26 protein-coding genes and 1 pseudogene are annotated in these 26,967 nt (G+C 61.6%); 16 read left to right on the top strand and 11 right to left on the bottom strand.

Features of this window, described 5'->3' with window-relative positions:
• The first annotated feature begins 29 nt into the window (after positions 1 to 29).
• The 4 genes from BBJ66_RS08785 (at position 30) to BBJ66_RS08800 (ending at position 2,678) form a co-directional block, all read left to right on the top strand.
• Positions 30 to 671: a dihydrofolate reductase family protein gene (locus BBJ66_RS08785; protein ID WP_071086563.1), complete on the top strand. Its 642-nt coding sequence runs from the start codon at positions 30 to 32 to the stop codon at positions 669 to 671.
• A gap of 202 nt (positions 672 to 873) precedes the next feature.
• Positions 874 to 1,074, top strand: a complete 201-nt coding sequence (locus tag BBJ66_RS08790) for a hypothetical protein (RefSeq protein WP_049731758.1) — start codon at positions 874 to 876, stop codon at positions 1,072 to 1,074.
• Positions 1,075 to 1,193: 119 nt separating this feature from the next.
• On the top strand, positions 1,194 to 2,006 hold the full coding sequence (locus BBJ66_RS08795; protein WP_071086384.1) for a hypothetical protein: 813 nt from the start codon (positions 1,194 to 1,196) through the stop codon (positions 2,004 to 2,006).
• Between the two features lie 60 nt (positions 2,007 to 2,066).
• A complete protein-coding gene (locus BBJ66_RS08800; RefSeq protein ID WP_071086386.1) occupies positions 2,067 to 2,678 on the top strand; it encodes a chloramphenicol phosphotransferase in 612 nt (203 codons plus the stop codon).
• Between the two features lie 218 nt (positions 2,679 to 2,896).
• Here the strand turns inward: BBJ66_RS08800 and BBJ66_RS08805 are convergent, their stop codons facing one another.
• Entirely contained in the window at positions 2,897 to 3,364 is a 468-nt protein-coding gene (locus BBJ66_RS08805) for an Lrp/AsnC family transcriptional regulator (protein ID WP_049731756.1), read from the bottom strand.
• A 124-nt stretch (positions 3,365 to 3,488) separates the two neighbouring features.
• Between BBJ66_RS08805 and BBJ66_RS08810 the strand changes: the two genes are divergently transcribed.
• From BBJ66_RS08810 to BBJ66_RS08820, 4 genes are all read left to right on the top strand, one after another.
• Complete coding sequence (locus tag BBJ66_RS08810) at positions 3,489 to 4,703, top strand: argininosuccinate synthase (protein ID WP_071086389.1); 1,215 nt, start codon at positions 3,489 to 3,491, stop codon at positions 4,701 to 4,703.
• Positions 4,704 to 4,892: 189 nt separating this feature from the next.
• Complete coding sequence (locus BBJ66_RS34915; protein ID WP_167347732.1) at positions 4,893 to 5,066, top strand: hypothetical protein; 174 nt, start codon at positions 4,893 to 4,895, stop codon at positions 5,064 to 5,066.
• 167 nt (positions 5,067 to 5,233) lie between these two features.
• Complete coding sequence (gene ubiA, locus BBJ66_RS08815; RefSeq protein WP_071086391.1) at positions 5,234 to 6,148, top strand: 4-hydroxybenzoate octaprenyltransferase; 915 nt, start codon at positions 5,234 to 5,236, stop codon at positions 6,146 to 6,148.
• Between the two features lie 19 nt (positions 6,149 to 6,167).
• Positions 6,168 to 6,944 (top strand): phosphodiester glycosidase family protein, encoded by a 777-nt coding sequence (locus BBJ66_RS08820; RefSeq protein WP_071086393.1) that lies wholly within the window; start codon positions 6,168 to 6,170, stop codon positions 6,942 to 6,944.
• 146 nt (positions 6,945 to 7,090) lie between these two features.
• Here the strand turns inward: BBJ66_RS08820 and BBJ66_RS08825 are convergent, their stop codons facing one another.
• Entirely contained in the window at positions 7,091 to 7,687 is a 597-nt protein-coding gene (locus BBJ66_RS08825; protein WP_071086395.1) for a demethoxyubiquinone hydroxylase family protein, read from the bottom strand.
• A gap of 199 nt (positions 7,688 to 7,886) precedes the next feature.
• On the opposite strand from BBJ66_RS08825, the gene BBJ66_RS08830 reads away from it, so the two are divergent.
• Positions 7,887 to 8,501 carry a LysE family transporter gene (locus tag BBJ66_RS08830; RefSeq protein WP_071086397.1) on the top strand — a complete coding sequence of 205 codons (615 nt, stop codon included), beginning with the start codon at positions 7,887 to 7,889 and terminating at the stop codon, positions 8,499 to 8,501.
• 34 nt (positions 8,502 to 8,535) lie between these two features.
• Here BBJ66_RS08830 and BBJ66_RS08835 read toward each other — a convergent pair whose 3' ends face one another.
• The gene (locus tag BBJ66_RS08835; protein WP_071086399.1) at positions 8,536 to 10,416 is read right to left on the bottom strand and encodes an ABC transporter ATP-binding protein; all 1,881 of its coding nucleotides are present in this window, start codon (positions 10,414 to 10,416) and stop codon (positions 8,536 to 8,538) included.
• Between the two features lie 214 nt (positions 10,417 to 10,630).
• Between BBJ66_RS08835 and BBJ66_RS08840 the strand changes: the two genes are divergently transcribed.
• A complete protein-coding gene (locus BBJ66_RS08840) occupies positions 10,631 to 11,032 on the top strand; it encodes a GFA family protein (protein WP_071086402.1) in 402 nt (133 codons plus the stop codon).
• A gap of 33 nt (positions 11,033 to 11,065) precedes the next feature.
• On the opposite strand, the gene BBJ66_RS08845 is transcribed toward BBJ66_RS08840, so the two are convergent.
• Entirely contained in the window at positions 11,066 to 11,539 is a 474-nt protein-coding gene (locus tag BBJ66_RS08845; RefSeq protein ID WP_071086404.1) for a VOC family protein, read from the bottom strand.
• A 265-nt stretch (positions 11,540 to 11,804) separates the two neighbouring features.
• Between BBJ66_RS08845 and BBJ66_RS08850 the strand changes: the two genes are divergently transcribed.
• On the top strand, positions 11,805 to 12,407 hold the full coding sequence (locus BBJ66_RS08850) for a histidine phosphatase family protein (protein WP_049731747.1): 603 nt from the start codon (positions 11,805 to 11,807) through the stop codon (positions 12,405 to 12,407).
• A 217-nt stretch (positions 12,408 to 12,624) separates the two neighbouring features.
• Here BBJ66_RS08850 and BBJ66_RS08855 read toward each other — a convergent pair whose 3' ends face one another.
• Both BBJ66_RS08855 and BBJ66_RS08860 read right to left on the bottom strand, forming a co-directional pair.
• Positions 12,625 to 13,629, bottom strand: a complete 1,005-nt coding sequence (locus BBJ66_RS08855) for a carbon-nitrogen hydrolase family protein (protein ID WP_071086406.1) — start codon at positions 13,627 to 13,629, stop codon at positions 12,625 to 12,627.
• Between the two features lie 220 nt (positions 13,630 to 13,849).
• Positions 13,850 to 14,236, bottom strand: coding sequence for a VOC family protein (locus tag BBJ66_RS08860; RefSeq protein WP_071086408.1), 387 nt, complete (start codon positions 14,234 to 14,236; stop codon positions 13,850 to 13,852).
• A 195-nt stretch (positions 14,237 to 14,431) separates the two neighbouring features.
• On the opposite strand from BBJ66_RS08860, the gene BBJ66_RS08865 reads away from it, so the two are divergent.
• Positions 14,432 to 14,647 (top strand): hypothetical protein, encoded by a 216-nt coding sequence (locus BBJ66_RS08865; protein ID WP_049731744.1) that lies wholly within the window; start codon positions 14,432 to 14,434, stop codon positions 14,645 to 14,647.
• A 143-nt stretch (positions 14,648 to 14,790) separates the two neighbouring features.
• On the top strand, positions 14,791 to 15,561 hold the full coding sequence (gene dapB / locus BBJ66_RS08870; RefSeq protein ID WP_071086410.1) for a 4-hydroxy-tetrahydrodipicolinate reductase: 771 nt from the start codon (positions 14,791 to 14,793) through the stop codon (positions 15,559 to 15,561).
• Between the two features lie 178 nt (positions 15,562 to 15,739).
• On the opposite strand, the gene BBJ66_RS08875 is transcribed toward dapB, so the two are convergent.
• Positions 15,740 to 16,672, bottom strand: coding sequence for an ornithine cyclodeaminase family protein (locus BBJ66_RS08875; RefSeq protein WP_071086412.1), 933 nt, complete (start codon positions 16,670 to 16,672; stop codon positions 15,740 to 15,742).
• A gap of 97 nt (positions 16,673 to 16,769) precedes the next feature.
• Positions 16,770 to 17,276: a GNAT family N-acetyltransferase gene (locus BBJ66_RS08880; protein ID WP_049731741.1), complete on the bottom strand. Its 507-nt coding sequence runs from the start codon at positions 17,274 to 17,276 to the stop codon at positions 16,770 to 16,772.
• Between the two features lie 1,086 nt (positions 17,277 to 18,362).
• Here BBJ66_RS08880 and BBJ66_RS08890 point away from each other — a divergent pair.
• Together BBJ66_RS08890 and BBJ66_RS08895 are read left to right on the top strand one after the other, a co-directional pair.
• Complete coding sequence (locus BBJ66_RS08890) at positions 18,363 to 19,778, top strand: pyridoxal phosphate-dependent decarboxylase family protein (RefSeq protein WP_071086565.1); 1,416 nt, start codon at positions 18,363 to 18,365, stop codon at positions 19,776 to 19,778.
• Between the two features lie 169 nt (positions 19,779 to 19,947).
• A pseudogene (locus BBJ66_RS08895) lies at positions 19,948 to 20,733 on the top strand (class I SAM-dependent methyltransferase).
• Positions 20,734 to 20,806: 73 nt separating this feature from the next.
• Here BBJ66_RS08895 and BBJ66_RS08900 read toward each other — a convergent pair.
• Entirely contained in the window at positions 20,807 to 21,229 is a 423-nt protein-coding gene (locus BBJ66_RS08900; RefSeq protein ID WP_049731735.1) for a TIGR02594 family protein, read from the bottom strand.
• 507 nt (positions 21,230 to 21,736) lie between these two features.
• Positions 21,737 to 22,912: an MFS transporter gene (locus BBJ66_RS08905; RefSeq protein ID WP_071086416.1), complete on the bottom strand. Its 1,176-nt coding sequence runs from the start codon at positions 22,910 to 22,912 to the stop codon at positions 21,737 to 21,739.
• Positions 22,913 to 23,254: 342 nt separating this feature from the next.
• Between BBJ66_RS08905 and BBJ66_RS08910 the strand changes: the two genes are divergently transcribed.
• Positions 23,255 to 25,156, top strand: coding sequence for a potassium transporter Kup (locus BBJ66_RS08910; protein WP_049731733.1), 1,902 nt, complete (start codon positions 23,255 to 23,257; stop codon positions 25,154 to 25,156).
• Positions 25,157 to 25,196: 40 nt separating this feature from the next.
• Here the strand turns inward: BBJ66_RS08910 and BBJ66_RS08915 are convergent, their stop codons facing one another.
• The gene (locus tag BBJ66_RS08915) at positions 25,197 to 26,777 is read right to left on the bottom strand and encodes a Na+/H+ antiporter (RefSeq protein ID WP_071086418.1); all 1,581 of its coding nucleotides are present in this window, start codon (positions 26,775 to 26,777) and stop codon (positions 25,197 to 25,199) included.
• Positions 26,778 to 26,967: the final 190 nt, after the last annotated feature.

Below are 26,967 nucleotides of genomic sequence, written 5' to 3' on the forward strand. Positions count from 1 at the left end.
TTTCATTTTGAAATCAGATGGAGGAAAGCATGTCCAAAGTGCGTGTCGCAGGGTTTTCCGTTTCCGTGGATGGTTTCGGCGCGGGTCCGGAACAAAGCATGCAAGATCCGCTCGGCAAGCGGGGGCCGGAGATGTTCCAATGGTTTTTCCATACCCGCACTTTCCGCGCCATGCAGGGAAAGGACGACGGTTCGCAAGGGATCGACGAGGATTATGCCGCCCGCGGCATGGCCAATTTCGGCGCCTTCATTCTCGGGCGCAACATGTTCGGCCCTATCCGCGGCGATTGGCCGGATGATGCCTGGAAGGGCTGGTGGGGGCCGAATCCGCCCTATCACGCGCCAACCTTCATCCTGACGCACTATCCCCGCGAACCGATCGTCATGGAAGGCGGCACGACCTTTCACTTCGTCACCGGCGGTATCGAGGAGGCGCTCGCCAAGGCGAAGGCCGCGGCCGGCGGCAAGGACGTGAAGATCGGCGGCGGGGTCAGCACCGTCCGCCAATATCTGCAGGCCGGCCTGATCGACGAACTGCATTTCGCCCTCTCGCCCGTCGTGCTCGGCCAGGGGGAAGCGTTGTTTGCAGGCATCGACCTGCCGGCCCTCGGCTTCCGCGTCGCCGAGCATGTCGCCACCGAACACGCCACGCATATCGTGCTGGCAAAATAACTCAGCCGCCTGCCGCGGGATGTTGGCGGCGGCAACGGGATGAAGACCGGGAAGCGCGGGCAACCGGGCTTGCGCCGAACCCGGATAAATAGCGGTGGTGTTGCGAGGGAATGAGCGTAAAGTGAATGCCATCGGCCCATCGGCATCGGCACGACCGCTTGAGAGGCCATAGTGCTCTTGCCGCTTTACGGAGGGCGCGACCATGCTATCGCTCATCTCACTCAACGATGATGAAATAACGATCGTCACCGACGCCGTCCGGCAATGGTGCTGCGAGAGGAAGCTCGACATCGACAGCATCGAAGGGCGCCGCGCCGTCACTATTGCCGTCGATCTCGTCCAGCTGAACACGCACCGCGACAGGCTTTTCGCCGAACTGTCGAAGCAGTTGGACCACCAATAAGACCTGACATCGATCCCTCGGAGCCAACGCACCAGCCGCACTTGGCGGCTGCTTCGAGACGTCTTGCGGATCACCATCCCCTCGCCTATGGATGGCAACGTCCCGCAAGGCCTCTCCCCGTGTTCCGTTTTGCTCTTCACATCTTTATGGTTCTCATTCTGACGCTGCTCACGCAGATCGGCGGCGTCGCCTATCTCATCGCCCTCGCCGCGTCCCGCGCCTGGGGCATCCGCCGCTTTCCGGCAAAACTTGCCATCTTGTTGCTTTTTTATGCCGGTGCGACATTTGCCGCGAGCCTCGCAGCCCCGATGTTCGGCCGGGTTCCCCTTTCCTGCATATCAGGCGCCACCGACAGGCTCGTGGTCCGCTCCCCGATCTACTGCCTGCTGAACCGCAACTATGTCACGCCTGACCTGCGCGATCTGGCAAAGGCGCTTGCCGCCCACATGGACGCGAAATTTCCCGGAACCGTCACCGTGGCGCTGGATGCGAATTTCCCCTTCGTGGACGGCTTTCCGCTGCTTCCGCATCTGTCGCATGCGGACGGCAAAAAGCTCGACTTCGCCTATTATTACAAGAATGCCGACGGCGCCTTCCTGAATGGCGCCACCCGCTCCCCGATCGGTTATTTCGCCTTCGAAGAGCCGGCGCCTGGCGACGAACTGCCATGCGAGGGGCGCCACGACTGGCTGACCACGCGCTGGGATTTCGACGCGCTGCAGCCATTGTTTCCGGCCTATGGCATCGAGGAGCAGCGCACATCGGCCGCGGTCGCCTGGCTGACCAGCGAAGGCGTGGCGCGCTTCGGCCTGCAGAAAATCTTCATCGAGCCGCATCTGAAGAACGCGCTTGGCATTACCGACAGCCATGTCCGCTTCCAGGGCTGCCGCGCCGCCCGCCACGACGACCATATCCATATCCAAGTCGAGTGAGCATTAGCTGCAAGGATTGCGAAAACGCTATTGTCAGAAGAGAGTAGGGAGTTGCTCCGTATGAATATCTTCATTCTGCTGATCGGTTTTCCAGGCGTCGGCAAACTCGCGATCGCCAAAGAATTAAGTCTGCTTTTCCCCGCAAAGATTATCGACAATCACTGGTTCAACAACCCGATACTGGGCCTCCTGGATGACGATGGGACGTCTCCCCTCCCGGAAGGAATATGGGAATACACCGGAAGAGTTCGGCAAGCCGTCTTGGATGCGATCGTGGCCTATAGCGCCCCCTCGGCTAACTTCATCTTCACGCATGCCGGCATTGAAGGCGATCAGCGAAGCATCCGCACGTTTCAGCAAATTGCTGCCGCAGCTCAACAGCGCCAGGCCTTGCTCGTCCCCGTCCGGCTGCTCTGCGACGAAGACGAACTGGCACGCCGGATTTCCACCCCGGCACGCCGTGTCCACCTGAAATCCATAGATACAGAAGCTTCGAGGAAACGCAGCCGACAAGCTTGCGTTCTCGATCCCCAGCTTCAAAACACCCTCGTCCTGGATGTCACTTTCGCATCACCACAGGAAAGTGCCGCCGCTATTCGAGATCATGTTTTGAACGCCGCAGGCAGTGCTACAGCTGGCCATAGCTTGAAAGCCGATACCGGCAGCGCTTAGGAGCTACAAGATCGCCGGGCCACATCGCACGCCTCGCCAGCGCCTATATTTACCTCATGGAGAACGACTTCGTGACCAGCAAGACGCTCCATCATGACGGGCAGCGATCGATCTAGACTCCACGGCACGCCCCCTCTCCAGCCTCATCCTGAGGCGCCCCGAAGGGGCCTCGAAGGACGGGGCTGGCCACCCGCGGCATACGCCAAGGCCAGGCGCCCCTACCGAACCGGCAACTCGTAGCTCCTCTTCAGCGTTTCCATCGGCACGTCGGTCTTGACGCTGAGGACGCTCGGAATGCGTGTCAGGTGGTCGGCCTGGAAACGCCAATAGCTGTGAAGATCGGCGGTGACGATGCGCAGCACGGCGTCGCACTCGCCCGTCGTCAGGTAGCACTCCATCACCTCGGGAAACCGCCTGACGGCCTCGGCGAAGCGCAGGGTGACCTCGGCATCCTGGGTCTTGAACCACACGCGAGCAAAAACCGTCAGTCCCGCCCCGACTTTTGCCGGGTCCAGCACGGCAACATAGCGATCGATAATCCCGGCCTCTTCCAGGAGCCGCACGCGGCGCAGACAGGGCGAAGGCGACAGCCCCACCTCCTTTGCCAGTTCGACGTTCGAAATGCGCCCGTCGCGCTGGAGCACACGCAGGATATGGCGATCGATCGCATCGAGGACTACCGGCATTTTATAGCTCCAGCCTACTGCACCGTGGCATAATATGCCAAACATTCGCAATTTTGAGGACGCTTCGCAAGCTCATTGCGCGAGATATGACCTATCGTTCCAAGCATCGATGTGGAGATTGGTTATGACAAGACAGATGGATAAAATCGTGCTCGCTTATTCCGGCGGCTTGGATACCTCGATCATTCTCAAATGGCTGCAGGAGACCTACGGATGCGAGGTCGTGACCTTCACCGCCGACCTCGGCCAGGGCGAGGAGTTGGAGCCGGCGCGGGCGAAGGCGGCAATGTTGGGGGGCAAGGACATCCGTATCGTCGATCTGCGGGAGGAATTTGTCCGCGACTTCGTCTTTCCGATGCTGCGCGCCAACACGCTTTATGAGGGGCAGTATCTGCTTGGCAGTTCCATCGCCCGGCCGCTGATCGCCAAGCATCTGGTTGCCATAGCCCGGCAGGTCGGCGCGGATGCCGTCGCCCATGGCTCCACAGGCAAAGGCAATGACCAGGTCCGCTTCGAGCTCGCCGTCAATGCCCTCGACCCGTCGATCAAGATCATTGCTCCCTGGCGTCAATGGGACATCCGCTCCCGCATGCAGCTTCTCGACTATGCCGAGATGCATGGGATCCCGGTGCCGAAGGACAAGCACGGCGAAGCGCCCTTCTCGATCGACGCCAACCTCCTGCACACCTCCACCGAAGGCAAGATCCTCGAAAATCCGGCCGAGGCCGCGCCCGAATATGTCTATCAGCGCACGGTCGACCCTATCGATGCTCCCGATACGCCCGAGACCGTCACCATCGGCTTCGAAAGCGGTGACCCGGTGTCCCTGAACGGCGAAGCGATGACGCCGGCCACCTTGCTCACCGCGATCAACAGCTTCGGCGGCCGGCACGGCATCGGGCGGCTCGATCTCGTCGAAAACCGCTTCATCGGCATGAAATCGCGAGGAGTCTACGAGACGCCGGGAGGAACGATCCTGCTTGCGGCCCATCGCGGCATTGAATCGATCACGCTCGATCGTGCCGCCGCACATCTGAAGGATGAGATCATGCCCCGTTACGCCGAGCTGATCTATAACGGCTTCTGGTTCTCTCCCGAGCGGGAAATGCTGCAGGCTCTGATCGACCGGAGCCAGGACTTCGTGAGCGGCGAAGTGACGCTCAGGCTCTACAAGGGAAGTGCTACGGTCGTCTCCCGCACCTCGCCCTGCTCACTCTATTCCGCCGACCTCGTCACCTTCGAGGAAAGCGCGATCGCCTATGATCATCACGACGCCGAAGGCTTCATCAGGCTCAACGGATTGCGGCTCAGGAGCTGGGCAGCCCGCAACGGCAGGTAGTGCCCGGCCCCTGCGTCCGCCAGCGCGCCCAACGTGCACAGCGTGGAATCTAATTTCAACCGATTTTAAAAATCGCCGTCCGAGAGTTAATCGATTTTAATTTTATCATTAAAATTTTCTTGTTGCAGCGCAAAAGAATTTAGACATTAATTTCTTCAGATGCACACTGTGTTCTTTGGAGGAACTCGCATGACCGTGACATTCCCGCTCACCGAGAAGCGCGATGCGGAGGCTTTGCTGAAGCACCTGACGATGCACAAGCTCAGCTGTCCGGGAAACTGTGTCGTCTCGCTCAAGGCCGACGTCGCACAGGTCTCATCCTCTCACACGACGGCACTCGGCACTGCATTTACCGCCTGGTAGGGACCGACTGTTCCCCAAGGCGAGACGCGGCCGCGGCGGTTTATAAAAATCATCGAATGCCAGTCGGGCCGTTGCCGCACGTGCAAAAATTCCTATTCTGAGCGCCGCCGGTGGCGATGAAAAACTGAGTCATCCCGGCTATCGCGATAGGAATTTCAGATCACATCATGACCACGCTCAGCCGCCCCGATCTCAGCGATATCAACCATGGCGACTGGGTGGATCGACGATTGCCGGCCGCATGGCGGCCATACACGCGGCTGGCGCGGCTCGATCGCCCGGTCGGAATATGGCTGACGCTCTTCCCCTGCTGGGCCGCCCTCATCCAGGCATCGCACGGTCTGCCGGACCTCGGTGAGCTTGTGATCTTCTCTCTCGGCGCCCTGCTGATGAGAAGCGCCGGCTCCACGGTCAACGACATCGCCGATCGGAAGTTTGACGGCCATGTGGAGCGAACCCGCTTCCGGCCGCTTGCAAGCGGAGAGCTTGGCACGCTGCAAGCCTTCGTCTTTCTGGCCGTGGAACTCATGGCCGCGGCCGCGCTTCTGCTCTTCCTGACACCCTATACGCGCCTGGTGGCGATATCGGTTCTGCCGCTCGTCTTCCTCTATCCGCTCTGCAAGCGCTTCACCCATTGGCCCCAGGCGGTCCTGGGCGCGGCGTTCAATTGGGGGATGCTGATGGCATGGGCCGAGCTTGCAGGCCATATCCCGGCCGGCGCCGTTCTGATGTGGGCCGGGGCGATCGCCTGGCAGATCGGCTATGATACGGTCTATGCCTATGTCGACGTCAGGGACGACACCTGCCTCGGCTTGAAATCCACGGCGATCCTCTTCGGCCGGCGCGGCAAGATGTGGATCGGCTTGTTCTATGCCCTGGCCGTCGGGGCGTGGTCGCTCGGGGGCTGGCTGCTGGAGATGTCGCCGCCTTATGCGATCGGAATGCTGGTGATCGCAGCCCACCTTGCCTGGCAGATCCGGCGGATCGACCTCGCCCGCCCCGACCTGAATTATCGCCTGTTCCTCGCCAATATCCTGACGGGCGTGCTGCTGGCCGGCACGGCTTTGTCAGGCACATGGTGAGCAATTTGAGGTGGGATCGATGACCTATCTGAAACAAGGCGTGCTCGCCGCCGCCATCATGCTGGCGGCAACGATGACATCCCTGCATCAGGCCCATGCCGGGCAATGCGAACAGCAGAGTTTCGAAGAGGCGAAATATGTCATCTGCACGCTGGAAGCGGGAAAAGCCGACCTGCGCCTGTTCTGGAAGGGCGCCGATGGCGCGCCGTACCGGGCTTTTTCAAGCCTTGCCGAAGCTGTCCGCGCCGAGGGGAAGACCCTGGTGCTGGCCGTCAACGCCGGCATGTACCGGGCCGATTTTTCGCCGATGGGTCTGTATGTCGAGAACGCCAGGGAACTGAAACCCGCCAATACCGCAAAGGCCGAAAGCTCCGCCGGCCAGGTGCCGAATTTCTACAAGAAACCGAACGGCGTGTTCTTTCTAGGTGAAACCGGCGCCGGCATCCTTCCCACAGATGAATTTCTGCAGCGTGCGCCGAAGGTGCGGTTCGCCACACAGTCCGGTCCGATGCTCGTCATCGCCGGCAAGCTGAACCCGATCTTCATCCCCGGTTCGACCGATCGAACCCGCCGCAGCGGTGTCGGGGTCTGCGGAGCCGGCACGGTTCGCTTGGCGATCAGCGAAGACGGAGTGAATTTCCACGATTTCGCGCGGCTCTTCCGCGACAATCTGAAATGCCCCGACGCCTTGTTTCTCGACGGTGGAAACGGTGTCGGGCTTTACTACCCGGTCATGGGCCGCAACGACCGCTCCTGGCACGGCGGTTACGGGCCGATCCTCGGGGTGGTCGAGTAGCGGAGGGAACCGGCCTTCATCGAGGCGGCGTTGGTGCTTTTGCCGAGGCTTTCAGACACAATGTCCCGACAACACGATGCCCCTCGACATCAAAGCTTACCGTTTCCTCTGCCGCCATCGCTTCCTCTGAACCTCCCCATCAAAGCCTATCCCTTCCCCGCACGCACCATTTCGGCGCGCATCCAGCTCGAGTCGCCCCAGGTGGAGAGCCAGATCATCAGGTCGGTCAGGGCGCCGATGACGGGCAGGAGCAAGGCGTGGCTGAGGCCCCGTTTCTTCTGACTGTCCTCGGCCTTCCTGAGATGCGCAAGCTCCTGTTCCTGTATCGATGCGATCAGGCTATGAAGCTCGGGATCGCGTTTGGCGAGGAAAGCCAGTTGGTCTTCGAGATGGCGATGGACCGTGCTTTCCACGGCCTCCGTGCAGATCCAGATCATGTTGCGCCCGCCAAGCGCCGTCAGCAGGCCGAGCACGAAACCGCCGAGGCTCCAGAAGGCCATGACGCGGCAGGGCCTGGCGCTCCTTGCAGGCATTGCCCCGCGAAACAGCCGGCAATGGTCGATCTCGTCCTCACGCATCTCTTCAAGCGCCGGAACGATGTCGGGAAACAGCCGCCGGGCCATCAGGATCTGGGCGCCATAGATCCTGATAGCGCCGAACTCGCCCGCATGGTTGACCTTGAGAATGCGACGGATGGTGACATCGGCGTCGCGCATTCCCGAGTTGCTCGACGGATTGATCATGACCACCCTGCCCCGGTTCCCTTCCAGTCAATAGGCAGGATCGCCGCCGTCATCGTCAAGGGGTGCCGGCATGCGCCTTCGCTAGGAATGACCGGCAAATTGTCTCTCCACCGCCGGTCAGTCATGCCCTTGAACGAGGAGCCGTTCAAAAACCACCGGCCTCGCATAGGCTCCCGGCCCAGCAAAACAGGAAAGCCGGATGGACTATATCAACTCACTCGCATTGCTCGTCAGCGTCTATATCACCTCCCTCGTCAGCCCCGGACCGAATTTCATCATCGTCACCAACACAAGCATGACGGTGTCCCGCGCTGCCGGGCTCTTTGCAGGTCTCGGACTTGCGATCGCATCCCTGACCTGGGCCATCATGGCGATGGCGGGGCTCGGTTTTCTGCTGAGCCATTTCGAATGGCTGCATATGTTGTTGCAGGTGGCCGGCGCGCTGTATCTGATGTGGCTGGGCCTGAAGATGATCCGCAACGCGTCCAAGCCCTTGAAGCCGACGGGAGCGAGCGAAGTCACATGGCGCTCCGCCATGCGCCGCGCCTACATCGTCAGCATGACCAATCCGAAATCGGTGGCCTTCTTCGGCAGTATCTTTGCCCTCGTCATTCCGGCGCATGCGCCCGGATGGCTCTATTGCGTCATCGCCCTGACCTGCTTCCTTCTTTCAGCCCTCTGGTATTGCGGCCTGGCCTTTTTCTTTTCGAATCCACGCGTTTCCGCCGGTTTCCTGCGTTTCAAGGCCAGCATCGAGCGCGTGATGGGGGCTGCGCTGATCTTGATCGGCGGCCGTCTGCTCTTGGTTCGCTGACGGCATCTCAGCCAGCGGGCCGTTAGCCATTCCGTCAGGTCGCAGCCGAATCCGGCAATGCTTCATCGATGTCTTCGGGAATGAAGCCGCCGGTCTGGCGTTTCCACAGGCGCGCAAACAGGCCGTCGCCTTCGACCAGCTCGTCCGGCCTGCCCTCCTCCACGATCCGCCCGCGATCGAGCACGACGATCCGGTCCATCCTGGCGATTGTGGAAAGGCGGTGGGCGATGGCGATCACCGTCTTTCCCTCCATGACCAGGTTCAACCGCTCCTGGATGGCAGCTTCGGATTCGCTGTCGAGCGCGGACGTCGCTTCGTCGAGCACCAGGATCGGCGCGTCTTTCAGGAGAACGCGGGCGATCGCCACGCGTTGCCGCTGGCCGCCTGACAGTTTGATGCCGCGGTCGCCGACGAAGGCGTCATAGCCCTTGCGGCCCTCGCTGTCAGTCAGATCGGCGATGAAGGCATCGGCACTCGCCATCTTCGTCACCCGTTCGATTTCATCTCTTGTCGCCTCCGGCCGGCCGTAGCGGATATTGTCGCCGACCGACCGGTGCAGCAGGGCGACATCCTGCGCGATGACCCCGATCGCCCGGCGAAGACTGGACTGGGTGATGGCGCGGATATCCCGTCCGTCGATCAGGATCGCGCCGTCGTTGATATCGTAGAAGCGCAGAAGCAGGTTCGCGAGCGTGGTCTTGCCGGCGCCGGAAAGGCCGACCAGGCCCACCTTCTCGCCGGGCAGGACCGTCAGGGACAGGTCGTCGATGACGGGTTTGCCTGACTTGTAGGCGAAGTGGAGGTTCTCGAAACGTATTTCGCCGCGCTGAACACTGAGCTCAGTCGCATCCGGCCGGTCGGTGATCGTCGGAGGTGTGGTCATGACGGGCATGGCGTCCTTGATCGTGCCGATCGCCTGGAAGATCTGCTGGCCCATCTGGAGGAAGACGAAGATCTGCGACGACAGCCGGTTGAGGATGTAGACCGCGCCCACGAACTCGCCGACCGTGAGGAAGCCTTTGACAAGGCCGGAAAATCCGATCGACAGCATGGTCAGCCACAGCAGCGTGTTGAGAATGACGACAGTCACTTCCGACGAGCGATAGATACGCTGCTCGCTGTGCTGCGTCTGCACGGTCTTCTGGATGATGCGGCGGATGGCGCCGGCCTCGCTGTCTTCGGCCGCAAACTGCTTGATCATCTGCATGTTGGTATAAAGATCGGTGATGGCGCCGGCGACCAGGCTGCGCTGCTTGGCGGTGCGGCGCGAGCGCTCGACGAAAACAGGCACGACCCTGGCCGTGAATGCGATGTTGAGCGCGATCCAGACGACGACAGGCAGGGCAAGCTGCCAGGCAAGCGCGCTCAGCAGGATAACCGAACCCACCAGCTGCATCAGGAAGCGCGGGATGGACTGGAAGCCGGCAAGGATCTGCTGCTGGACGGCGGAGGATACCTGCGAGAGGCGCGAGGCAACCTGGCCGGCATAGAGATCATGGAAGAAGGCAAGGTCTTGCCGCTCCACCGCCTTATGTCCCTGCCATTGAATGGCGGCCGGCATGCCGATGCCTAAAGTGTGCGAGTTCAGCGTGTTCAGCACGAACGACAGGATGGGCATCACAGGAAAGATCAGGAAGCCGAGAACGCTCAACAGCAGCCATTCATTGTGCAGGAAGGCGGCGGCGCCCTGTTGCGTCACGCCATCGACGATGACCGAAAGCCCCCAGACGATCGTCAGGTTGATCAACTCGAACACCATGGAGCAAAGCGCAAGCGCGATCAGCACGCCGCGGAACATCGAGATGAAGTGCAGGAGCACCGTCACCGGACCTTTGGAAGGCAGCGGCCGGTAGGGAATGTCGAGCGGCCGGATCAACGTTTCGAAGGGACGGTAGATCGCATCGGAAATCGACATGGGCCGCTCGGATCAAAATTGGGAGGAAGCGTGGACTCGGGCTACGCCAAGTCGCATCGGATCATCTTTCGGCCGCCATCTCAACTAGAAATTTTATAAATTGACCAAACGGGCTGGCGAGCGGGCGAATCGAGGCGCTTGAAAGCCCCAATTGCGGTCGTCGCGCGATTGGGGCAGGATGCGCCCCTGAAGAGACAGCAGGATTGAAACACTCATGCTGACGGGCTCATGTCATTGCGGCAAGGCAAGCTGGACGCTCGAAGGCGATCCCGGCTCGATCACCGCCTGCAACTGCACCCTCTGCCGCCGCTACGGCACCCTCTGGGCCTATGATTACGAAGGAGAGCGTATGGCGCTCAGCGGAGAGACCGCCTCCTATACCCGCTCCGGCCGGGAGACGTCGTCCCTCGAAATCTTGTTCTGCCCATCCTGCGCCTGCGTCTTGAGCTGGCGCGGCCTGCGGCTTCAAAAGGATGGCCGCCGGCGCATGGCGGTCAACATGCGGCTTGCGCCGCCGGATCTCGTCGCCGATCTGCCCATCGATCAGTTCGACGGCTTGGAGACGTTCGAAGATCTTCCCACCAAAGGGCGCTGCGTGCGCGACCTCTGGTTCTGACAGCCTGATATCTCTTGGCGTCGGACGGGCGCCTCAGCCGCGCCGGGCCGCCTCGATCGCCGCGACATCGATCTTCCTCATCTTCATCATCGCATCGAAAGCACGCTTTGCCTCACCACCGCCTGCCGACAGCGCTTCGGAGAGGACGCGCGGCGTGATCTGCCAGGACAGACCCCATTTGTCCTTGCACCAGCCGCACTCGCTTTCCTGGCCGCCATTGTCGACGATGGCGTTCCAGTACTGGTCGGTTTCCTCCTGATCGTCGGTGGCGATCTGGAACGAGAAAGCCTCGCTGTGTTTGAATGCGGGACCGCCATTCAGGCCGATACAGGCAATACCCGCCACGGTGAATTCAACAACCAGCACGTCGCCCTGCTTGCCATCGGGATAATCTCCCGGTGCCCGAATGACGGCGCCCACGGCACTGTCGGGAAACGTCGCCGCATAAAAGCGGGCCGCCGCCTCGGCGTCTTTGTCGTACCATACGCAGATCGTGTTCTTTGCCATTGCGCGGTCCTTTCGCTCTTCGTTTCGAATTTCCTCCGTGAAATAAGAGGCAAACCGTCTTTCTCCAGCCCACCGAAGCAATTTCCCGGTAGTGATCGCCGCGCGCTGCCGAGTGACCAAAAACGCCGGCAGCAGAAGACAGGGCTCGCATGGATCGCGCCAATTGCGGTCATCATCGATCTGTAGCATGACGGAGCTGCTACAACCGCCCTCTTCGGTCCAGCAGACTCGCTCATTGTTGATTGGCCGGCCTGGAACAACGCTGATGATTTACCTGCTTCGCCACGGCGAGACCATTTGGAACAGCTTGGGCCGCTTCCAAGGCCAGAAAGATTCATCGCTGACGGAGCGCGGTATCGAACAGGCCGACCAGGCCGCGAAGCTTCTGCAAAAGGAAGTTGCAGGCAACGAGCAGTCATTCCAACTCCAGGTCAGCCCGCTGGGCCGTACTCAGGAGACTGCGGCGCGCGTGAAACGGATATTGCCACTGGCGGCCCGCCTGGAACCACGGCTGATGGAGGTGACCATCGGCTGTTGGGATGGCATGACCAAGTTCGAGATCGACAACGAGTTTCCAGGAATGCTGGACGGATCCGACGCTTTTGATTGGTATTTCAAATCTCCCGACGGGGAAGGCTTTGATGCTGCCTGTGCCCGGGCGATGGACTGGCTCGCAGGCTCACATGGACCGACAGTTGCGATTTCTCACGGGCTGTTTGGCAGATTGGTACGCGGTGTCTATTCTGGCCTTTCAAAGCGGGAAATGCTGGAACTGCCCGTTCCCCAAGACGGGTTCTATCGTCTTTGCGATGGTGAGTTCACCCTGGTAACCGCTTCGGCCGATACGATATCCGGCGTGATTGCATAACAAGGTCATGTCCCGGTGACCGTCGTAGTCCACCAAGGTTCATTGCCGGTTTATAGCGCGGCTTAATGTCGGAGATCGACATCCACCACTACATCAGAGCCGCGCACGCCTCACCCTTCCGGCCCCCGCGGGCCGCCTCAAAGTGACCTCTTTTGCCGCCGCATCACCGGCGGCGCGAGCCACCGGTGATGAAATTCTGGTTCGCCGCGACGCGGCTCTAGAACATATCCCGCCCGTCGCTGCGCGGGTCGCCATCGACGCGATGCGGCTCATAGAGGCCGCTCCGCGCTTTGCGCCGCCAGGGACGGGAAAGATCGCCGGGATTGTCGTCGATATCGGCGAGCGTTATCGCGGCCGTTCCATCCGTAGGGCATTGCGCCGCCCATCGGCCGCCAGGCGCGATGATCGCGGCAGAGGCAGGATCAGCCCGACCGGGATGGGCAGGGATCGAGAAACTGACCCAGTAACTATTGCTCGCCGCATGCCCTTGCGCCTCTGCGGCGAAAGACGGTTCAGTAGCCGGTGAACCGCCTGTCGTCGAGAACAGCACGCAATGGACGTCGAGCCGCTCGTATTCGCTGAAAATCTCCGGATAGTGGCATTCCATGCCGAGCGCGCAGCCAAAGCGGATGCCGTCGACCTCGAAGGTCACGGGGATCGACCCGGGCGTGTACATGAAGGAGATTTTGGTGTTGGACAGCAGGCGCTCGTCGTAACGCGTCACCACTTCGCCGCGGTCGGAGACGACATAGAGGCTGTTGTGCGGCCGGTGCGGCGCCGTCAGCGGATGCACCGAGCCGATGACCGCCCAGAGGCCGAGTTCACGCGCCAGCCTGCGTATTGCATCCAGTTCCTCACGAAGCACGCCCCATTCGAACCGTCGCCAATCGGACGGCCCAATCTCTCTCGGCCCGATTTCCGACATGATGCGCTTGTTGGGCGCTGACGTCGCCCCTTCGGGAAAGTGCACCAATCGTGCCCCCGCCTGCCGCGCCTGCCGCATCAAAAGGCGGATCTCCTGGCCGCTGCGGCGAAGCTTGTCGATGTCGCGGGGATCGTCTGCATGAGTGGTCTGCGCCACGGCGAGACGCAGGCGCCTCACCTCGGGCGCTGCGTCTTCCGCCGAGTTGGGCAGCAGATGTATGCGGGCGGCGGTATAGCATTCACCCGTCTTGGCGGCGCGCGCACGTACCCGCCGCTTGAAATTTCCATTCTCAGTCATATCAGGGCCTCTCACGTTCCGGACATCGTTCCCCAGCAACAGGCCCGAAACATCAGGACCAAGGTAACGACCCGAGACAAAAGTCCCTTTGCCTCCGGTTGAAGACCCTGCTGGGGAAGGTCTGGAGAGGTTCGGCGTTAGGCCACGCCGAGTTGAAGATGCCGAGGCGCCCGCGATTCGTCAATTCGGGGGCGGCGAGGATCCTTCGGCGCCGAGGCCCTTAGTTCGGGTCTCCTTGACCCACCCGCCAAGGCGGATCGACGCGGTTCGATCCGGCAAAATAAAGGATGACGCGGTTGCCGCCGGGGTCGAACAGTTCCGCCTCGCGCCAGAGCCAGCTCTTGTCCTCGGGGCCGCTCACGAAGTGAAGGCCAGCCTCGCTAAGGCGGCCGACCGTCTCGTCCAGGCTCTCACACTCGAAATAGACTGTGGTTCCCCCACCGCCGCTTTCGCCCTGATGCAGGGAGAAGGTGCTGTCTCCGTCCGGGCAGACGAAGCGCGCATAGCGCGGACGGGCATCAACGACCGGCCTCAGACCGAGGAGAGTGTAGAAGCTCCAGCCCAGATCGAGGTCAGGCATCGTAACGGTCACCTGGTTCAGGCGCATGATCTATCCTCCTCGGCGGAGTTCGCCCAAAACTGTGCGATGGTTCCGTGGCCGCGACATCCATAAAAACAAAGACCTGAATTCATCGCATGAATCAAATTCTGAGCGGCACGCTTTTTGTGTCCTTGCCACAAAACTCGTGTCAGACTGCAGCAAGCTGCGCATCGCCGACGCGCCGACCGAAAGGGCCGAACCATGCATAAATTCACCGTTACCCTCACCCGGGAGATCGAGGCCGATACCGCCGAGGAGGCAGCGCTGCTCCTCTATCAGGAACTATCAAAGGGACCGGTTCCCGACCGCTACGCGGTCACCGACGAGACAAGGGTGACCACGGAGGTGAAGCTGGATCGGGAAAAGGCGGATGAATTCGCCAGCATCGATCACACCGCCGACCCCGGCAACTGGTAAGGGCGAGACGTTCACGGGGAGGAACGGAGGAGGCCCCCGCTTTGCGCCGGAAGCGGAAGTGCGGTAGTTGCAGATCCCCTTCTTCGGCGCGAACGCCGGATAAGAACAGCCCTACATCGGCAATATCGCAGCAAGGAAAGTCTGTGACATCACCAATTAGAATAGCGGTCGCCGGCGCGAACGGCCGCATGGGTCGCGCCATCCTGCCGCTGCTGGCGGCCGATCCGGTTTTCGCGGTCGTCGGCGGCATCGGTCGTCCCGGCTCCATCGGTGAAGGGCTGATCGAGCGTTCGGCCGCGATCGCGACCGCCGACGTGATCCTGGATTTCACCACGGGACGTGCCGCCGCCGAACTTGCCGGCTTGTGTGCCTCGGCCGGCGGACCGGCCCTGGTGATCGGGGCGACGGGTTTCGAGTCGGATGAACTCGAACGGATATCAGAGGCCGCCCGGACGATTCCGATCCTGCGCTCCGGCAATTTCTCCATCGGCCTCAACATGCTGCTCGGCCTCGTTGCCCAGGCCGCCCGCGCCCTTCCCGCGCAGGGCTGGGATATCGAAATCCTCGAAGCCCACCATAACAGGAAGATCGACGCACCGTCCGGCACGGCGCTGATGCTCGGTGAAGCCGCCGCCGAAGGCCGCGGCGTTTCCCTCGCCTCCGTCGAGCGGCGCGGGCGCGACGGCATCACCGGCGCGCGGCCACCCGGCGAGATCGGCTTCGCCGTCCTGCGCGCAGGCGGGCTCGTCGGAGAACACAGCGTACTGTTTGCCGCCGCCGAAGAAGTCGTGACACTTTCGCATTCGGCTCTCGATCGCGGCATGTTTGCCCGCGGCGCCCTTGCCGCCGCCCGCTGGGTGGCGGGACGCCCGCCCGGCGAATACGGCATGCAGGATGTCCTGGGTCTGGGGTGAACGGACAGTGTGAACAGAGGCTTGAGGCTCGTCCTTGAATCAAATTCTAAGCGCATCTCTGGTTGCGCACGGTCTCCAAGAGAGCCTCATCTGAGGCGCCCCGTGAGGGGCCTCGAAGGACGAGGCGGGTGACAACCAGCATCAAAACAAAGGCTTAAATCCCGCCCTTGATCAAAATCTACGCCGGCATCCCTAACCTATCGAGGATTGCCGAAGCGACGACCACTTCGGTTCCGGCGAGACCGACCGAGCAAAACAGCGTCGTCTCCCCAGATGATCCTCGCCCGGCCGCCTTCCCGGCAATGATGTCGGCAAGATCGGCCATGCGATCGTCTTTGCCGGAGCCGGCGAGGAAAAAGGGCGACGCGTAGGCGCGGGTCTGCTCGGGAGAATCCGTCGCAATCACCGCTGCGGCATCGGCGATATCAAGGCCGAGTTCGTATCCCTGAAGCGTTTTCGGGCCGACGGTGTTGACGTGCACGCCGGGCTTCAGATCACGCGCATGGATGACAGGCGTTTGGCTCGTCGTCGCACAGATGACGATGTCGGCAGCCTCGACGGCTTCGCGGGCACTGCCGACAGGCTCCACCTCCAGCCCCAGGGCAAGCTGCATCTCGCTTGCGAAGGCGGAGCGATTTTTCTCGTCGCGGCTGTAGACGCGGGCGCGATCCAGCTTTCGAACGGCGGCGGCCGCGGCAAGCTGGGTTCGCGCTTGCGCTCCGCTGCCAAGAATTCCGACGATCCTAGCGCTGGGCGCGCTGAGATGGCGGACGGCGAGACCTCCGATGGCACCGGTCCTGAGGTTGCCGAGGCGCTCCCCGAGAATGATGCCCTTGAGCTTGGCGTCATCGGCCGACCACACCGCGACGATCTGCGAATGCTCCGCCCCGTCGAATGTTTCGTACACGCGGAAACCCGCGAGCGGTTTGTCGCCGAGGATACCGCCGACGGTGAAGACGAGATCGCCTCGATTGGAAAAGGACACATGATGCCGGGGCGGAGAGACCAGCCGGTTGCCGGCTCTCGCGAGAAAAGCGGTCTCGAGTGCATCAATCGCCACGCCCATCAACGCACTGCCGACCAGATCCTCGTCTCTCAGAATTTTCGTCACGGCGAACCTCCAGCCTATTCCGGCATGCTGCGACCCCAACCGCGCTTGAGGTCAATAGAGGAGGGAAAGCGGTTGTTCTGAAAGGTCGCGACCCGCTTTAGGTGACCAGACGGCGGGCCATGATAACGTCGTCGATCTCCCTGCCCTCTTCCAGAACCCCGGCCGGAATCCTGCCGACCTCGGAGAAGCCCTGCCGCTGATAAAACCGGATCGCCGCCGGGTTCTCGGCGCTGACGAAGAGTTCCAGCTGCCGGATGCCGATATGGCGCGCATGATCGGAAACAACATCGAGCAGCCTCCCGGCAAGACCGGTGCCGCGCAGGCTCCTTCCGATGTAGACCATGATGATCGTCGCGCGATGGGCCATCTTGCTCGACCGCTGCCGCACCAGGCCCATTATGCCGACGGGCTCATTATCCTGAAACGCAATGAAAACCGGCTCGCTCAGGCGGCTGCGCCACTCCTCGAGGGAAAGAGCCGCCCAGTCTTCGTAGCGACTGGCAAAGCAGGAGGGTTCGGTGCGAAGCGCTTCCAGACGGATGCGCCGGAAAGCCTCCACCTCGCCTGGCTGGATTTGCCTGATCGTCACGCCGATTGCATCCATTCGGGAAACCTCCTGGGATATCTCAGCTATCGTCATTGCAGAGGGCTCCAGCCGATGCAAGCGGCGGTGACAACTTCGATTCCGGCTCTTATTGCGCCACCCGTCACGTCGGCGCCTAAGAGAGCCTCATCGTGAGGCGCCTCGCACAGAGCATTGAAGGACGAGGCGGGTGCGCGGACGGCTGAAGAATGCAGGGGGCAGTGCTGAAGAGTGTCCTTCGACGCTCCGCCCTTTCAGGCCCCGCGATTCAGAATGAGGAGAGGTGCCACACCCAAAATAGCGGGCGCCAGCGCCCATTACTGCGCTGGAGTTCCGACCCGGCCGCCTTTCCGGACGCCCGATTGATCGGACGGTCCGACAGTCGGTTGGTTCGTCGGCCTGAGGTCCCATTGAGCGGGCGGCCGGACGGCTGGTGGGTGGGTCGCCGGGCCAGGGGTCGACCCCACAACCAGGTCATCAGCTTGCTCGCTCGCCCCGGTCGCCGACCAGCCAGGTTGGTCGCTCCGCGTGCCCATCTTGAAGGGTGCAACCTGCTGGACAATGGCGAGAAGAACTATCCCTACCATCATGCACAACAGCGTATAGAGAACGAAATACTTCAGTGCATATCCCTCGCTCATTGGCATAGCGTCCTTGGCAGTAGCGCGATTGATATTTCCCCATCATTGAATGATACTTTCATAAAAGGCAATAGATTTTAAATAAACCCAATAAAATTCAGAAATAAACAACGTCGTATAATGTAGTTATTGGCGAGCTGCAGGAAATATCTCCCGCACCGCTCGATTTATCTTGGATATCCCGGCAAAGGCGAGCCGAGCGTCAACGATGGCTGCCGCGCGCTTCCGACTGGAAATCGTCAATGCGCCGCCGGAGCTCACGCAATTTTACATCGATGCCGCCCTCCCCAGGATCGCCTTGATGGATGCCGGCGCGCGGTCGCAATGCTGCAAGGTTCCGCGGCGCCCAGGATCGATCGTATGTTTCGCTGTCAAGACAGCGTCGGCAATATCGGCTAGACTGCCTGCGCTGACAGCATGCCTCGAGGGGCGTCCAGGGCGAACGGTCGGCGGCAGGGGGATCCGCATGTCGGCAATTGCATCTCTGTTTCAGGAAGCCGCCCGGCTTGCGGCGGAGTTTCGGCAGGTAGCGCCTTCCCGCCATATGCCCACTCACGACTACGCAACCTCGCTTGTCTCCTTTGACGAGCCGCTGCCGGCGATCGGCTCCGATATGCTTGATGTTATCAGGCAGTTGGCGAATGACGCCGAACCCGGGCTGCATGCAACCACCGGCCCACGCTTCTTCGGCTGGGTCATCGGCGGCTCGCATCCCGTCGGTGTTGCAGCCGATTTCCTCACCAGCGCCTGGGGCCAGAATGCCGGAAACCATACCGCCGCCCCGGCCGCAGCCGCCGTCGAGACCGTCGCTGCGAAATGGCTTCTCGATCTCCTGAAGCTTCCGGCCGAATGCTCGGTCGGCTTCGTCACGGGGGCGACGGTCGCGAACTTCACCTGTCTTGCCGCCGCGCGCGGCGAGGTGCTGCGCCAAGCCGGCTGGGATGCCGATGCCAACGGTCTGTTCGGCGCGCCTGAGATCACCGTGCTGATCGGTGACGACGCTCACACCACGGTGTTCTCCGCGCTGCAATTCCTGGGCCTCGGTCATGATCGCGTGCTGCGCGTGCGCACCGATCCGGTGGGACGGATAGACCCGGCCGCGCTGGCGGGCGCGCTCGATACGGTCTCTGGTCCCGTCATCGCCATTCTCCAGGCGGGGCAGATCAATACCGGCGCATTCGACGATTTCGCCGCCATCATTCCGCTGTTGAAGGCGAAGCGCGCCTGGGTGCATATCGACGGTGCTTTCGGCCTCTGGGCGCAGGCGTCGGTGAAGACCAGCCATCTCAGCCGCGGCATCGAAGCCGCCGACAGCTGGGCGACCGACGGCCACAAATGGCTGCAGACGCCCTATGATTGCGGCTATGCGATCGTCCGCAACGAAATCGCTCATCGCCGCGCCATGACGATCGCCGCGAGCTATCTGCCGCTCGCCGGTGAAGGTGAGCGCGATCCTTCCCATTACGTGCCGGAGCTATCCAGAAGGGCGCGCGGCTTTGCCACCTGGGCGATGCTGAAACATCTCGGCCGCGAAGGTGTGGCCGCCCTCATCGACCAGTGCTGCGCCTCGGCGCGGCTGGCAGCCGACCTGCTCGCCCGCGAACCCGGCATCGCCATTCTGAACGAGGTCACACTGAACCAGCTCGTCATCCGCTTCGGGGCCGGCCGCCCGGACGAAGAAGGCGATGCCCTGACCCGAAAGACGATCGAAAAGATCCAGGCGGACGGCCTGATCTTCGCCGGCGGCGCCAAATGGCACGGCCGCGACGTATTGCGCCTCTCCGTCACCAATTTCCAGACGACATCGGATCAGGCAGAACTGGCCGTGGAGAGCATCATCGCGGCATTCCGGAGCGTCAGCGGTAATTTCCGTCCGCACTAACCCGCCCTCCCTCCGCCCTCATCCTGAGGCGCCCCGCAGGGGCCTCGAAGGACGGGGGCGGCCACCATGTTTGTCGCAGAGAAATGCACCCTCACCCCGCCCTCTTCCCATTGCCACACGCCGCGCGTATAGCTCTCTGCCCGTTCCGGTTGCGCAAGGAGGATGAGCCATGAACGCCGATGACGTCGCCGCCCATTGGGAAAGCAATGCCGAGACCTGGACGATTTACAGCCGGGCCGGCTAGGACAAATATCGCGACGCGCTGAACACGCCGGCCTTTCTCGAGATGCTGCCGCCGGTCGCGGGGCTTGCCGGGCTCGACCTCGGCTGCGGCGAAGGCTCGAATACCCGCGCTGTCGCGCGTCTCGGCGCCCGCATGACCGGCCTAGACATCGCGCCGACCTTCATTCGTTATGCCCGCGAGACCGAGATGCAGGCGCCGCTCGGCATCGATTACGTGCTCGGCGACGGCCAGAACATCGATTTCCCGAAAGCGAATTTCGATTTCATCACCGCCTTCATGTCGATGATGGACATGGCCGATCAGCGCCAGGTGCTGAAGGGCATCCACCATGTCCTGAAACCCGGTGGCTTCCTCCAGTTTTCCATCCTGCATCCATGTTTCATGCCGCCGACCCGCCGCAATATCCGCAACGAGGCCGGCGAGCGCGTCGCGGTGGAGATCGCCGATTATTTCGACGAGAGCGACGGCCGGATCGAGCGCTGGATCTTTTCCTCCATACCCCAAGCGGAGCGGGAGATGCTGACGCCCTTTGCCATCCCGCGCTTTCACCGGACGCTGTCGACCTGGGTTTCGATGATCGGCGACGCGGGGCTGACGATCGAGGCCTTCAGGGAGCCGATGGCATCGCTGGAGGTAGCAGAGGCCGAGCCCGTCGTCGCCGACACCCGCATCGCGCCGATCTTCCTGCATATCAGGGCGCGCAAACTTTAAGCTCGCCGCCATCAACGGAAGGACGCTCTTAACGAGTGGTGACGACCTCAGCTTCGCAGCTGACGAGCCGGCATCATCGTCGCACCGCCACGACCGAACTGGCGCGATATCTCGACAGTTGCACCCGGTTGGATTGATTGCCGCCGAACAGGTAGACGAACTGCCGGCGCTGGTCGATGTGATCGAAAAGGCTCACATGAAAGCGCCTGCCGGTGCGGATCACCACGACATCCCCCCGCCTGGCGGCGCGAAAGAACACCGGCTTGCCGAAATTCCTCCAGGACGCCGCCATGTTAGGGTTGGGGGGCGGCTGCCGCGAAGATCGCTTGGCGACAAAGGCCAGGAACGCCCCGCACCACGACACCTTGCGGGGATTTATGCTGAGGAAGGAGATGGAGCGTTCGTGCATGCTCTTGTACTTGGATGCCGTGCCCAGCATGTCCGCCTCACAGGGCACGGCAAGCACCGTGAGGACGATGACGAGAATAACCTTCATAGTTACCCACCATTGTTTGTATAACTCTGAAATTCCGAAATGTGGCGAAGAATAAAACAGGCGCGGCAACGTAGATGCCAATTATGGCGTGATTTAGAAACAACTAATACTGGCATTTTGACGGCGGCAATTTGTCCGAATCGAGGCGCGGATAGACTGCAGGCGCGTCTCCCTTGCGGCCGGACACGACCGTCGAAAATCCCGCAAAACAACGGTTCCGCGGGCCGGAAAGGCTAAGGTTTCACTATCCGAACCGGGTCCTTTCGGAGAAGATGAACCGCACCCGCAAGTGATTGAGCAACAAGATCATTCGCCAAAGAGTTGACATCGGCGCGCGACTCTGGTCATCACCCATACGAGCTATACTTTTGACGACTACAAATAATACTTGGATACGGCGAGAAATACATCGCGCCCGCCCCATCCGCCGACGAAAGCCGATGGCCCACCTCCCTGCCGGTTGCGGATATGAACGCTCCGCGACAGAGGACGGGCCGGTGCGGCGTATCAACCGTATGGTTGTACCGGGTCGGGCTGGCCTGTGATGGCGGCAGGATCAGCGGCAAGAGCCCTGGTGAGCAGAAGTGCGGCGGCGAGAACAGGGACGACCGCCCAGTAGGAAAAGCGGATACCGACGTGTTCGGCAACGAATCCGAGCAGCGGCGGCCCGGCAAAAAACACGAGAAACGTCCTCTGCCCGAGTGCTGCAACGCTGACCGCTGCAGGTCTATCCGTGCGCCGGGCCGCAGCCGAGATGGCAAGCGGATAGACCGATGAGCAGCCGATCCCCGTCACGCCGAAGCCCGTAAGCGCGACAACAGGATGCGTCGCCGTCGCAACCATCACAACACCGATGGCCGTGATTCCAAGGAGGGTTATGGCGACGGGGCGGGGATTGAAGCGGTCGATGACGGGGTCCATGCCGAGCCGCCCGATGGCGATCAGCAAGGAGAAGATGGTCACGCCAAGCCCGCCGACGAACGGTTCGACGGCAAAAACGTCCCGCATATAGATCGCCGACCAATCGACGCTTGCGCCTTCGGCAAGAAGCGGAGCTGCGCCGACGAGGCAGAGGGGCAGCAGCCCGACGGTGGGAAAGGCGATAAGCGGCGCATGTCCGGGGTGAGCATCGCGCCGCTTGGGGGCATTCTCGATCCCGGAGAAAACGATCGATCCGGCAATCAAGACAATGACGAGGATGAGGAAAGTATGCAGTTCGATGGACACGGCAGCCTGCCGCATGCCGGCGGCAACAAGGGCGGTGAGGCAGAAGCCAAGGCTCCACATGCCGTGAGCCCGGCTCATGATGCGGTACCCAAGCAGCGCCTCATGGCGATCGGTTTCGATATTGGCGTTGATCTCGAATGCCCCGGTGAAAATGCCGGCAATGAAGAACAACGGCACTGCCGACGGAGCCGAAGGCATCCAGGGGATCAGTGCCAAAAACAGCGACGCGCCGAAGACAGTGACGAAGGCGGTTCTGCGCGCACCAAGCCTCTCGATGAACTTCACCGAGAAGGTCAGACCGCAGAGAACGCCGAAGGACAACACAGCGAGCAAAAGGCCGAGTTCTCCTTCGGCAAGGCCGAACCTGCGCTGGAGGTCGGGCAGCCGCGAAAGAAACGCACCGACGGAAAGGGCCACGGCAAATTGAATGAAGAAAATGCGATCATGCGGCTTCATCTCGGGACTTGCTCCGATTGGGGCGGGATTGAAGTCCAGGATCCGAGCGGCATAGCCGGATATTCCGACGAAATGGCGACCGGCCCCAAAACCGCGGTTCCCGGTTATATCCCACCGTTGCTGACAGTTCCTGTCAGCACGCTGATCCCCCCGGCCGGTCCACGAGAGGTGGCGGCCACCAGAAGCGTCGCCGGTCCAACCGCTTAAGACGTCACTCGGGGATTCTGCCCTCTTTCCCCGCCTCCACCCCTCACAAAAAATTCGCACCCGCATCAATTTACTTGCCGTTCTGCAATGCGGCATATGTTTGTGTTCATGGCCAGGTGGCATGAGCGGGGAACCATGACGTCAACACATGCAGACAAGACGGGTGAAGGTGCCAGCCGAAAGGGCTTTGTCGGACTGGTCGTCGGCGCGATCGGCGTCGTCTATGGCGATATCGGCACCAGCCCGCTCTATGCCCTTCGTGAGGCACTGAGGCCCTTTGCCGCCGATGGCGTGCACGAGGCCGAGGTCATCGGGCTCATTTCGCTGATGGTCTGGACGCTGACGATCATTGTGACCTTCAAATATGTGCTCTTCCTTCTCAGGGCAGACAATGACGGCGAAGGCGGCACGCTTTCGCTTCTCGCCCTCCTGATGAAGAAGATGGGGCGAAACGTACCCGTGCTCTTCTTCGCCGGCTTGATCGGAGCGGCTCTCTTCATCGGCGATGCGATGATCACGCCTGCCCTGTCGGTGATGTCGGCGCTCGAAGGCCTGAAGCTGGTTACCCCCGCCTTTGCGGACTACGTCCCGCTTGCGTCGGCTGCGATTATGATCGTTCTCTTTGGCGTCCAGTCGCGGGGAACTGCTGCCGTCTCGATGTTTTTCGGGCCGATCACGGTGTTGTGGTTTCTGGCGATGGCGGCGGGCGGTCTGATCCATATCGGTGACGACTGGACGATTCTGGAGGCGCTCAATCCGGTCAATGCATTCCTGTTCCTCACCCATGCCGGCACTATCGGCCTGATCGTGCTCGGCGCCGTCTTTCTGACCGTCACCGGCTGCGAAGCGCTCTATGCCGATCTCGGGCATTTCGGGCGCCGGCCGATCCAGACGGCATGGTTCGTGCTCGTCTTTCCGGCATTGCTCCTCAACTATCTCGGACAAGGCGCGCTCGTTCTCGCCCATCCCGAAACGGCTGCCAATCCGTTCTTTCTGATGTATCCTGATTGGGCCTTGCTGCCGGTGGTTCTGCTGGCGACGATGGCGACGATCATCGCCAGCCAGGCTGTCATAACAGGTGCGTTTTCGCTGGCCCGCTCGGCGGTTCACCTCGGCTTCCTGCCGCGGCTGCGGATCAAGTTCACCTCCGAGACCAACACCGGCCAGATCTACGTGCCGAGCGTCAATCTTCTCCTCCTGGTCGGCGTCTTGATGCTGATCTTTTCCTTCGGCGACTCCGAGTCGCTGGCGACGGCCTACGGTATCTCGGTGACCGGAACCATGGTCATCTCGACCATGCTGGTCTTCCAGTTCCTCCGCGCCGTCTGGGGCTACTCCCTCGTGCTCGCCGCTGCCCTGCTGCTGCCGCTCTTCATCATCGAAGTCCTGTTCCTGGCGGCCAACCTCTTGAAGATCTACGATGGCGGCTGGGTTCCGGTCGCCCTTGCGCTGGCGATCATGATCCTGATGTGGACATGGACCCGCGGGCAGGCCTATCTGAAGAGACTGCGCGCCAACAATGAAATCCCGCTCGATTCCTTCATCAGATCGATCGAGCGAAAGTCGGACCATTCACCGGTCACCGTTCCGGGAACGGCAGTCTTCCTGACCAGCGTCCCGGATCGGACGCCGAATGTTCTGCTCCACAATCTCAAGCACAACCACGTGCTCCACCAACAGAACGTCATCCTGACCGTCTGGACCGAAGACGAACCTTATGTCCCCGACAGCCGCCGCATCAAGATCAGCCAGCTCTCGCCGCGCTTCGTGCGCCTCGATCTCACCTTCGGCTTCATGGACGACCCCGATGTCACCAGGGCGCTGGCGCTCTGCCGGGAGGGAGGCTTCAAGTTCGAGATCATGAAGACCTCCTTCTATCTCGGCCGCCGGAACCTCGTGAGGACGCCGAACACCGGCCTGCCCGGCTGGCAGGAGCGCATATTCATGGTATTGGAAGGCTTGGCGATCGATCCCTCCGATTACTTCAACCTGCCGTCAAACCGCGTCGTCGAACTCGGCGAACAGATCGCCATTTAGAGCGGGATGCCGGAGGCGGAGAATTGCAGTGGCGTGAACGTCAGGCCTTGGCCGAGATCGCGCTCAATTCCTCGAGATCAAGATCCCGTTCCAGCTCGCCCAGCGTCTCGTCATCGATGTCGCCGGCGCGGTGGAGGCGAATGAGTTCACGACGCCCTGTCGCAACCGCTTCGAGAACGACGTCAAAATGAGCATGGAGCAGCGGCACGTAATGCTCGGTTCTCTCGGCATAGTCGACGATCGCTGTCGCCCTGCGCTGATAGCGCTCCAGCAATTGCGGGTGGATGAGCTTTCCCTCTGCGTCATAGGCCAGGTTTTGGACGATCCCGAACTGCACCTGCGCCATGGCGGCTTCGGCCTGGCTCATGGTCAGGCGCGCTCTTTCCGTCTCCGGCGCCAGCCGCACCCAGGCAATCACCCGCCCTAATGTGGTGCCCTGCACGAGCACGGTTCCGAGAATGACGGCAAAGGACGTGGCAAGGATGAAGTCACGGCCCGGGAAACCCTCGGGCAGGCTCAGCGCCAAGGCGAGCGTAACTACCCCACGCACACCTCCCCAGCTTAGAACGGTCGCCCCGCCTGCTCCGAGCGGCCGGGCACGGGTGAACCCCAGCGCGGCACATGACCTCATGACGAGATCGGAGGCAAAGACCCAGGCAAACCGCGCAGCCACGAGTGCCACAATGATTGCCAGCATCGGCAGACCCATTGTCGCGATCACGGTGGTGAAGCCGCCGCCGCGTTCGACGACGTCCCGCAGCGACAGCCCGATCAGTGTGAAGACCGCAGCCTCCATCAGGAAGATCATCACCGTCCAGAACGACGTGCCGCGCATGCGCGTCGCCGCTGAAAAGACCGTGTGCTGATGCCAGGAAGCGATCAGCCCGGTGCTGACGGTGGCGATGACGCCGGAGACATGCAGCAGTTCGCCCAACAGATAGGAAATCCAGCCGAGCAGCACGGTGGCCGCGATGATCAGATAATCGTCGCCGAGATGGCGGATGAGTTTGACCCATGCCAATCCGACCGCGATGCCGACGACGGCGCCGCCCAGCGCCAGCACGAAGAAACTGCCGACGGCTTCAGCTGCGCTGAAAGCGCCTGTCGCGGCAGCGGTAACGGCAAAACGGAAGAGTACCAGGCCGCTCGCATCGTTGAGCAGGCTCTCGCCTTCCAGCAGAATCTGCAGCCGCCGTGGCAATCGTACGCGCTCCAGCACGGCGCGCGCCGAAACCGCGTCCGGCGGCGCAACGATCGCGCCCAGTGCCGCGCAGGCGCCCCAGGGGAGTGACGGAAAGATAAGGTGGGCGACAACGGCCACGACGATGCAGGTGAAGAATACCGCGCCGACGGCAAGCGAAGCGATGCCGATCATATGCCGCCGCAGCCGCGACAGCGCGATCGACCAGGCGCCATCCATCAACAGCGGCGGCAGGAAGATAACCAGCACCAGCTCGGGATCGACCGATATCGCCGGCAGCCCCGGCACGAACGCCAGCAAAGCACCACCGGTCAACAGCGCGACGGACGGCGGCAGGCCGAGCCTATGGGCGGCATATTGCAGCGCGATGATCGCGAGAAACATCGCGATAACGAGCTCGAATAAGTGTGTTGGTTCCATGTGCCCCGCCCTGGCTCAGCAACGAATGTCGGATGGCTGCCGCAAAGAATTACAGCGACCTTACGCATCTGAAAAGACGCTACGCGCTGTAAAGGCTGCATGACCGGGAATGGCGAGTTTTGGAGACTTTGGCTCTCTCTGCCCTCCATCATTGACTGGAATTCATTGGAGTTTCCTGCGCATCCTCCTT

The sequence above is a fragment of the Rhizobium sp. RSm-3 genome (assembly GCF_001854685.1).
GTDB lineage: Bacteria > Pseudomonadota > Alphaproteobacteria > Rhizobiales > Rhizobiaceae > Rhizobium > Rhizobium ecuadorense.

Excerpts from the sequence above, each read along its gene's own strand:
- BBJ66_RS08785 (WP_071086563.1), top strand. The coding sequence starts at position 30 with ATGTCCAAAGTGCGTGTCGCAGGGTTTTCCGTTTCCGTGGATGGTTTC.
- BBJ66_RS08790 (WP_049731758.1), top strand. The coding sequence starts at position 874 with ATGCTATCGCTCATCTCACTCAACGATGATGAAATAACGATCGTCACC.
- BBJ66_RS08800 (WP_071086386.1), top strand. The coding sequence starts at position 2,067 with ATGAATATCTTCATTCTGCTGATCGGTTTTCCAGGCGTCGGCAAACTC.
- BBJ66_RS08805 (WP_049731756.1), bottom strand. The coding sequence starts at position 3,364 with ATGCCGGTAGTCCTCGATGCGATCGATCGCCATATCCTGCGTGTGCTC.
- BBJ66_RS08810 (WP_071086389.1), top strand. The coding sequence starts at position 3,489 with ATGACAAGACAGATGGATAAAATCGTGCTCGCTTATTCCGGCGGCTTG.
- BBJ66_RS34915 (WP_167347732.1), top strand. The coding sequence starts at position 4,893 with ATGACCGTGACATTCCCGCTCACCGAGAAGCGCGATGCGGAGGCTTTG.
- ubiA (WP_071086391.1), top strand. The coding sequence starts at position 5,234 with ATGACCACGCTCAGCCGCCCCGATCTCAGCGATATCAACCATGGCGAC.
- BBJ66_RS08820 (WP_071086393.1), top strand. The coding sequence starts at position 6,168 with ATGACCTATCTGAAACAAGGCGTGCTCGCCGCCGCCATCATGCTGGCG.
- BBJ66_RS08825 (WP_071086395.1), bottom strand. The coding sequence starts at position 7,687 with ATGATCAATCCGTCGAGCAACTCGGGAATGCGCGACGCCGATGTCACC.
- BBJ66_RS08830 (WP_071086397.1), top strand. The coding sequence starts at position 7,887 with ATGGACTATATCAACTCACTCGCATTGCTCGTCAGCGTCTATATCACC.
- BBJ66_RS08835 (WP_071086399.1), bottom strand. The coding sequence starts at position 10,416 with ATGTCGATTTCCGATGCGATCTACCGTCCCTTCGAAACGTTGATCCGG.
- BBJ66_RS08840 (WP_071086402.1), top strand. The coding sequence starts at position 10,631 with ATGCTGACGGGCTCATGTCATTGCGGCAAGGCAAGCTGGACGCTCGAA.
- BBJ66_RS08845 (WP_071086404.1), bottom strand. The coding sequence starts at position 11,539 with ATGGCAAAGAACACGATCTGCGTATGGTACGACAAAGACGCCGAGGCG.
- BBJ66_RS08850 (WP_049731747.1), top strand. The coding sequence starts at position 11,805 with ATGATTTACCTGCTTCGCCACGGCGAGACCATTTGGAACAGCTTGGGC.
- BBJ66_RS08855 (WP_071086406.1), bottom strand. The coding sequence starts at position 13,629 with ATGACTGAGAATGGAAATTTCAAGCGGCGGGTACGTGCGCGCGCCGCC.
- BBJ66_RS08860 (WP_071086408.1), bottom strand. The coding sequence starts at position 14,236 with ATGCGCCTGAACCAGGTGACCGTTACGATGCCTGACCTCGATCTGGGC.
- BBJ66_RS08865 (WP_049731744.1), top strand. The coding sequence starts at position 14,432 with ATGCATAAATTCACCGTTACCCTCACCCGGGAGATCGAGGCCGATACC.
- BBJ66_RS08880 (WP_049731741.1), bottom strand. The coding sequence starts at position 17,276 with ATGGATGCAATCGGCGTGACGATCAGGCAAATCCAGCCAGGCGAGGTG.
- BBJ66_RS08890 (WP_071086565.1), top strand. The coding sequence starts at position 18,363 with ATGTCGGCAATTGCATCTCTGTTTCAGGAAGCCGCCCGGCTTGCGGCG.
- BBJ66_RS08900 (WP_049731735.1), bottom strand. The coding sequence starts at position 21,229 with ATGAAGGTTATTCTCGTCATCGTCCTCACGGTGCTTGCCGTGCCCTGT.
- BBJ66_RS08905 (WP_071086416.1), bottom strand. The coding sequence starts at position 22,912 with ATGAAGCCGCATGATCGCATTTTCTTCATTCAATTTGCCGTGGCCCTT.
- BBJ66_RS08910 (WP_049731733.1), top strand. The coding sequence starts at position 23,255 with ATGACGTCAACACATGCAGACAAGACGGGTGAAGGTGCCAGCCGAAAG.
- BBJ66_RS08915 (WP_071086418.1), bottom strand. The coding sequence starts at position 26,777 with ATGGAACCAACACACTTATTCGAGCTCGTTATCGCGATGTTTCTCGCG.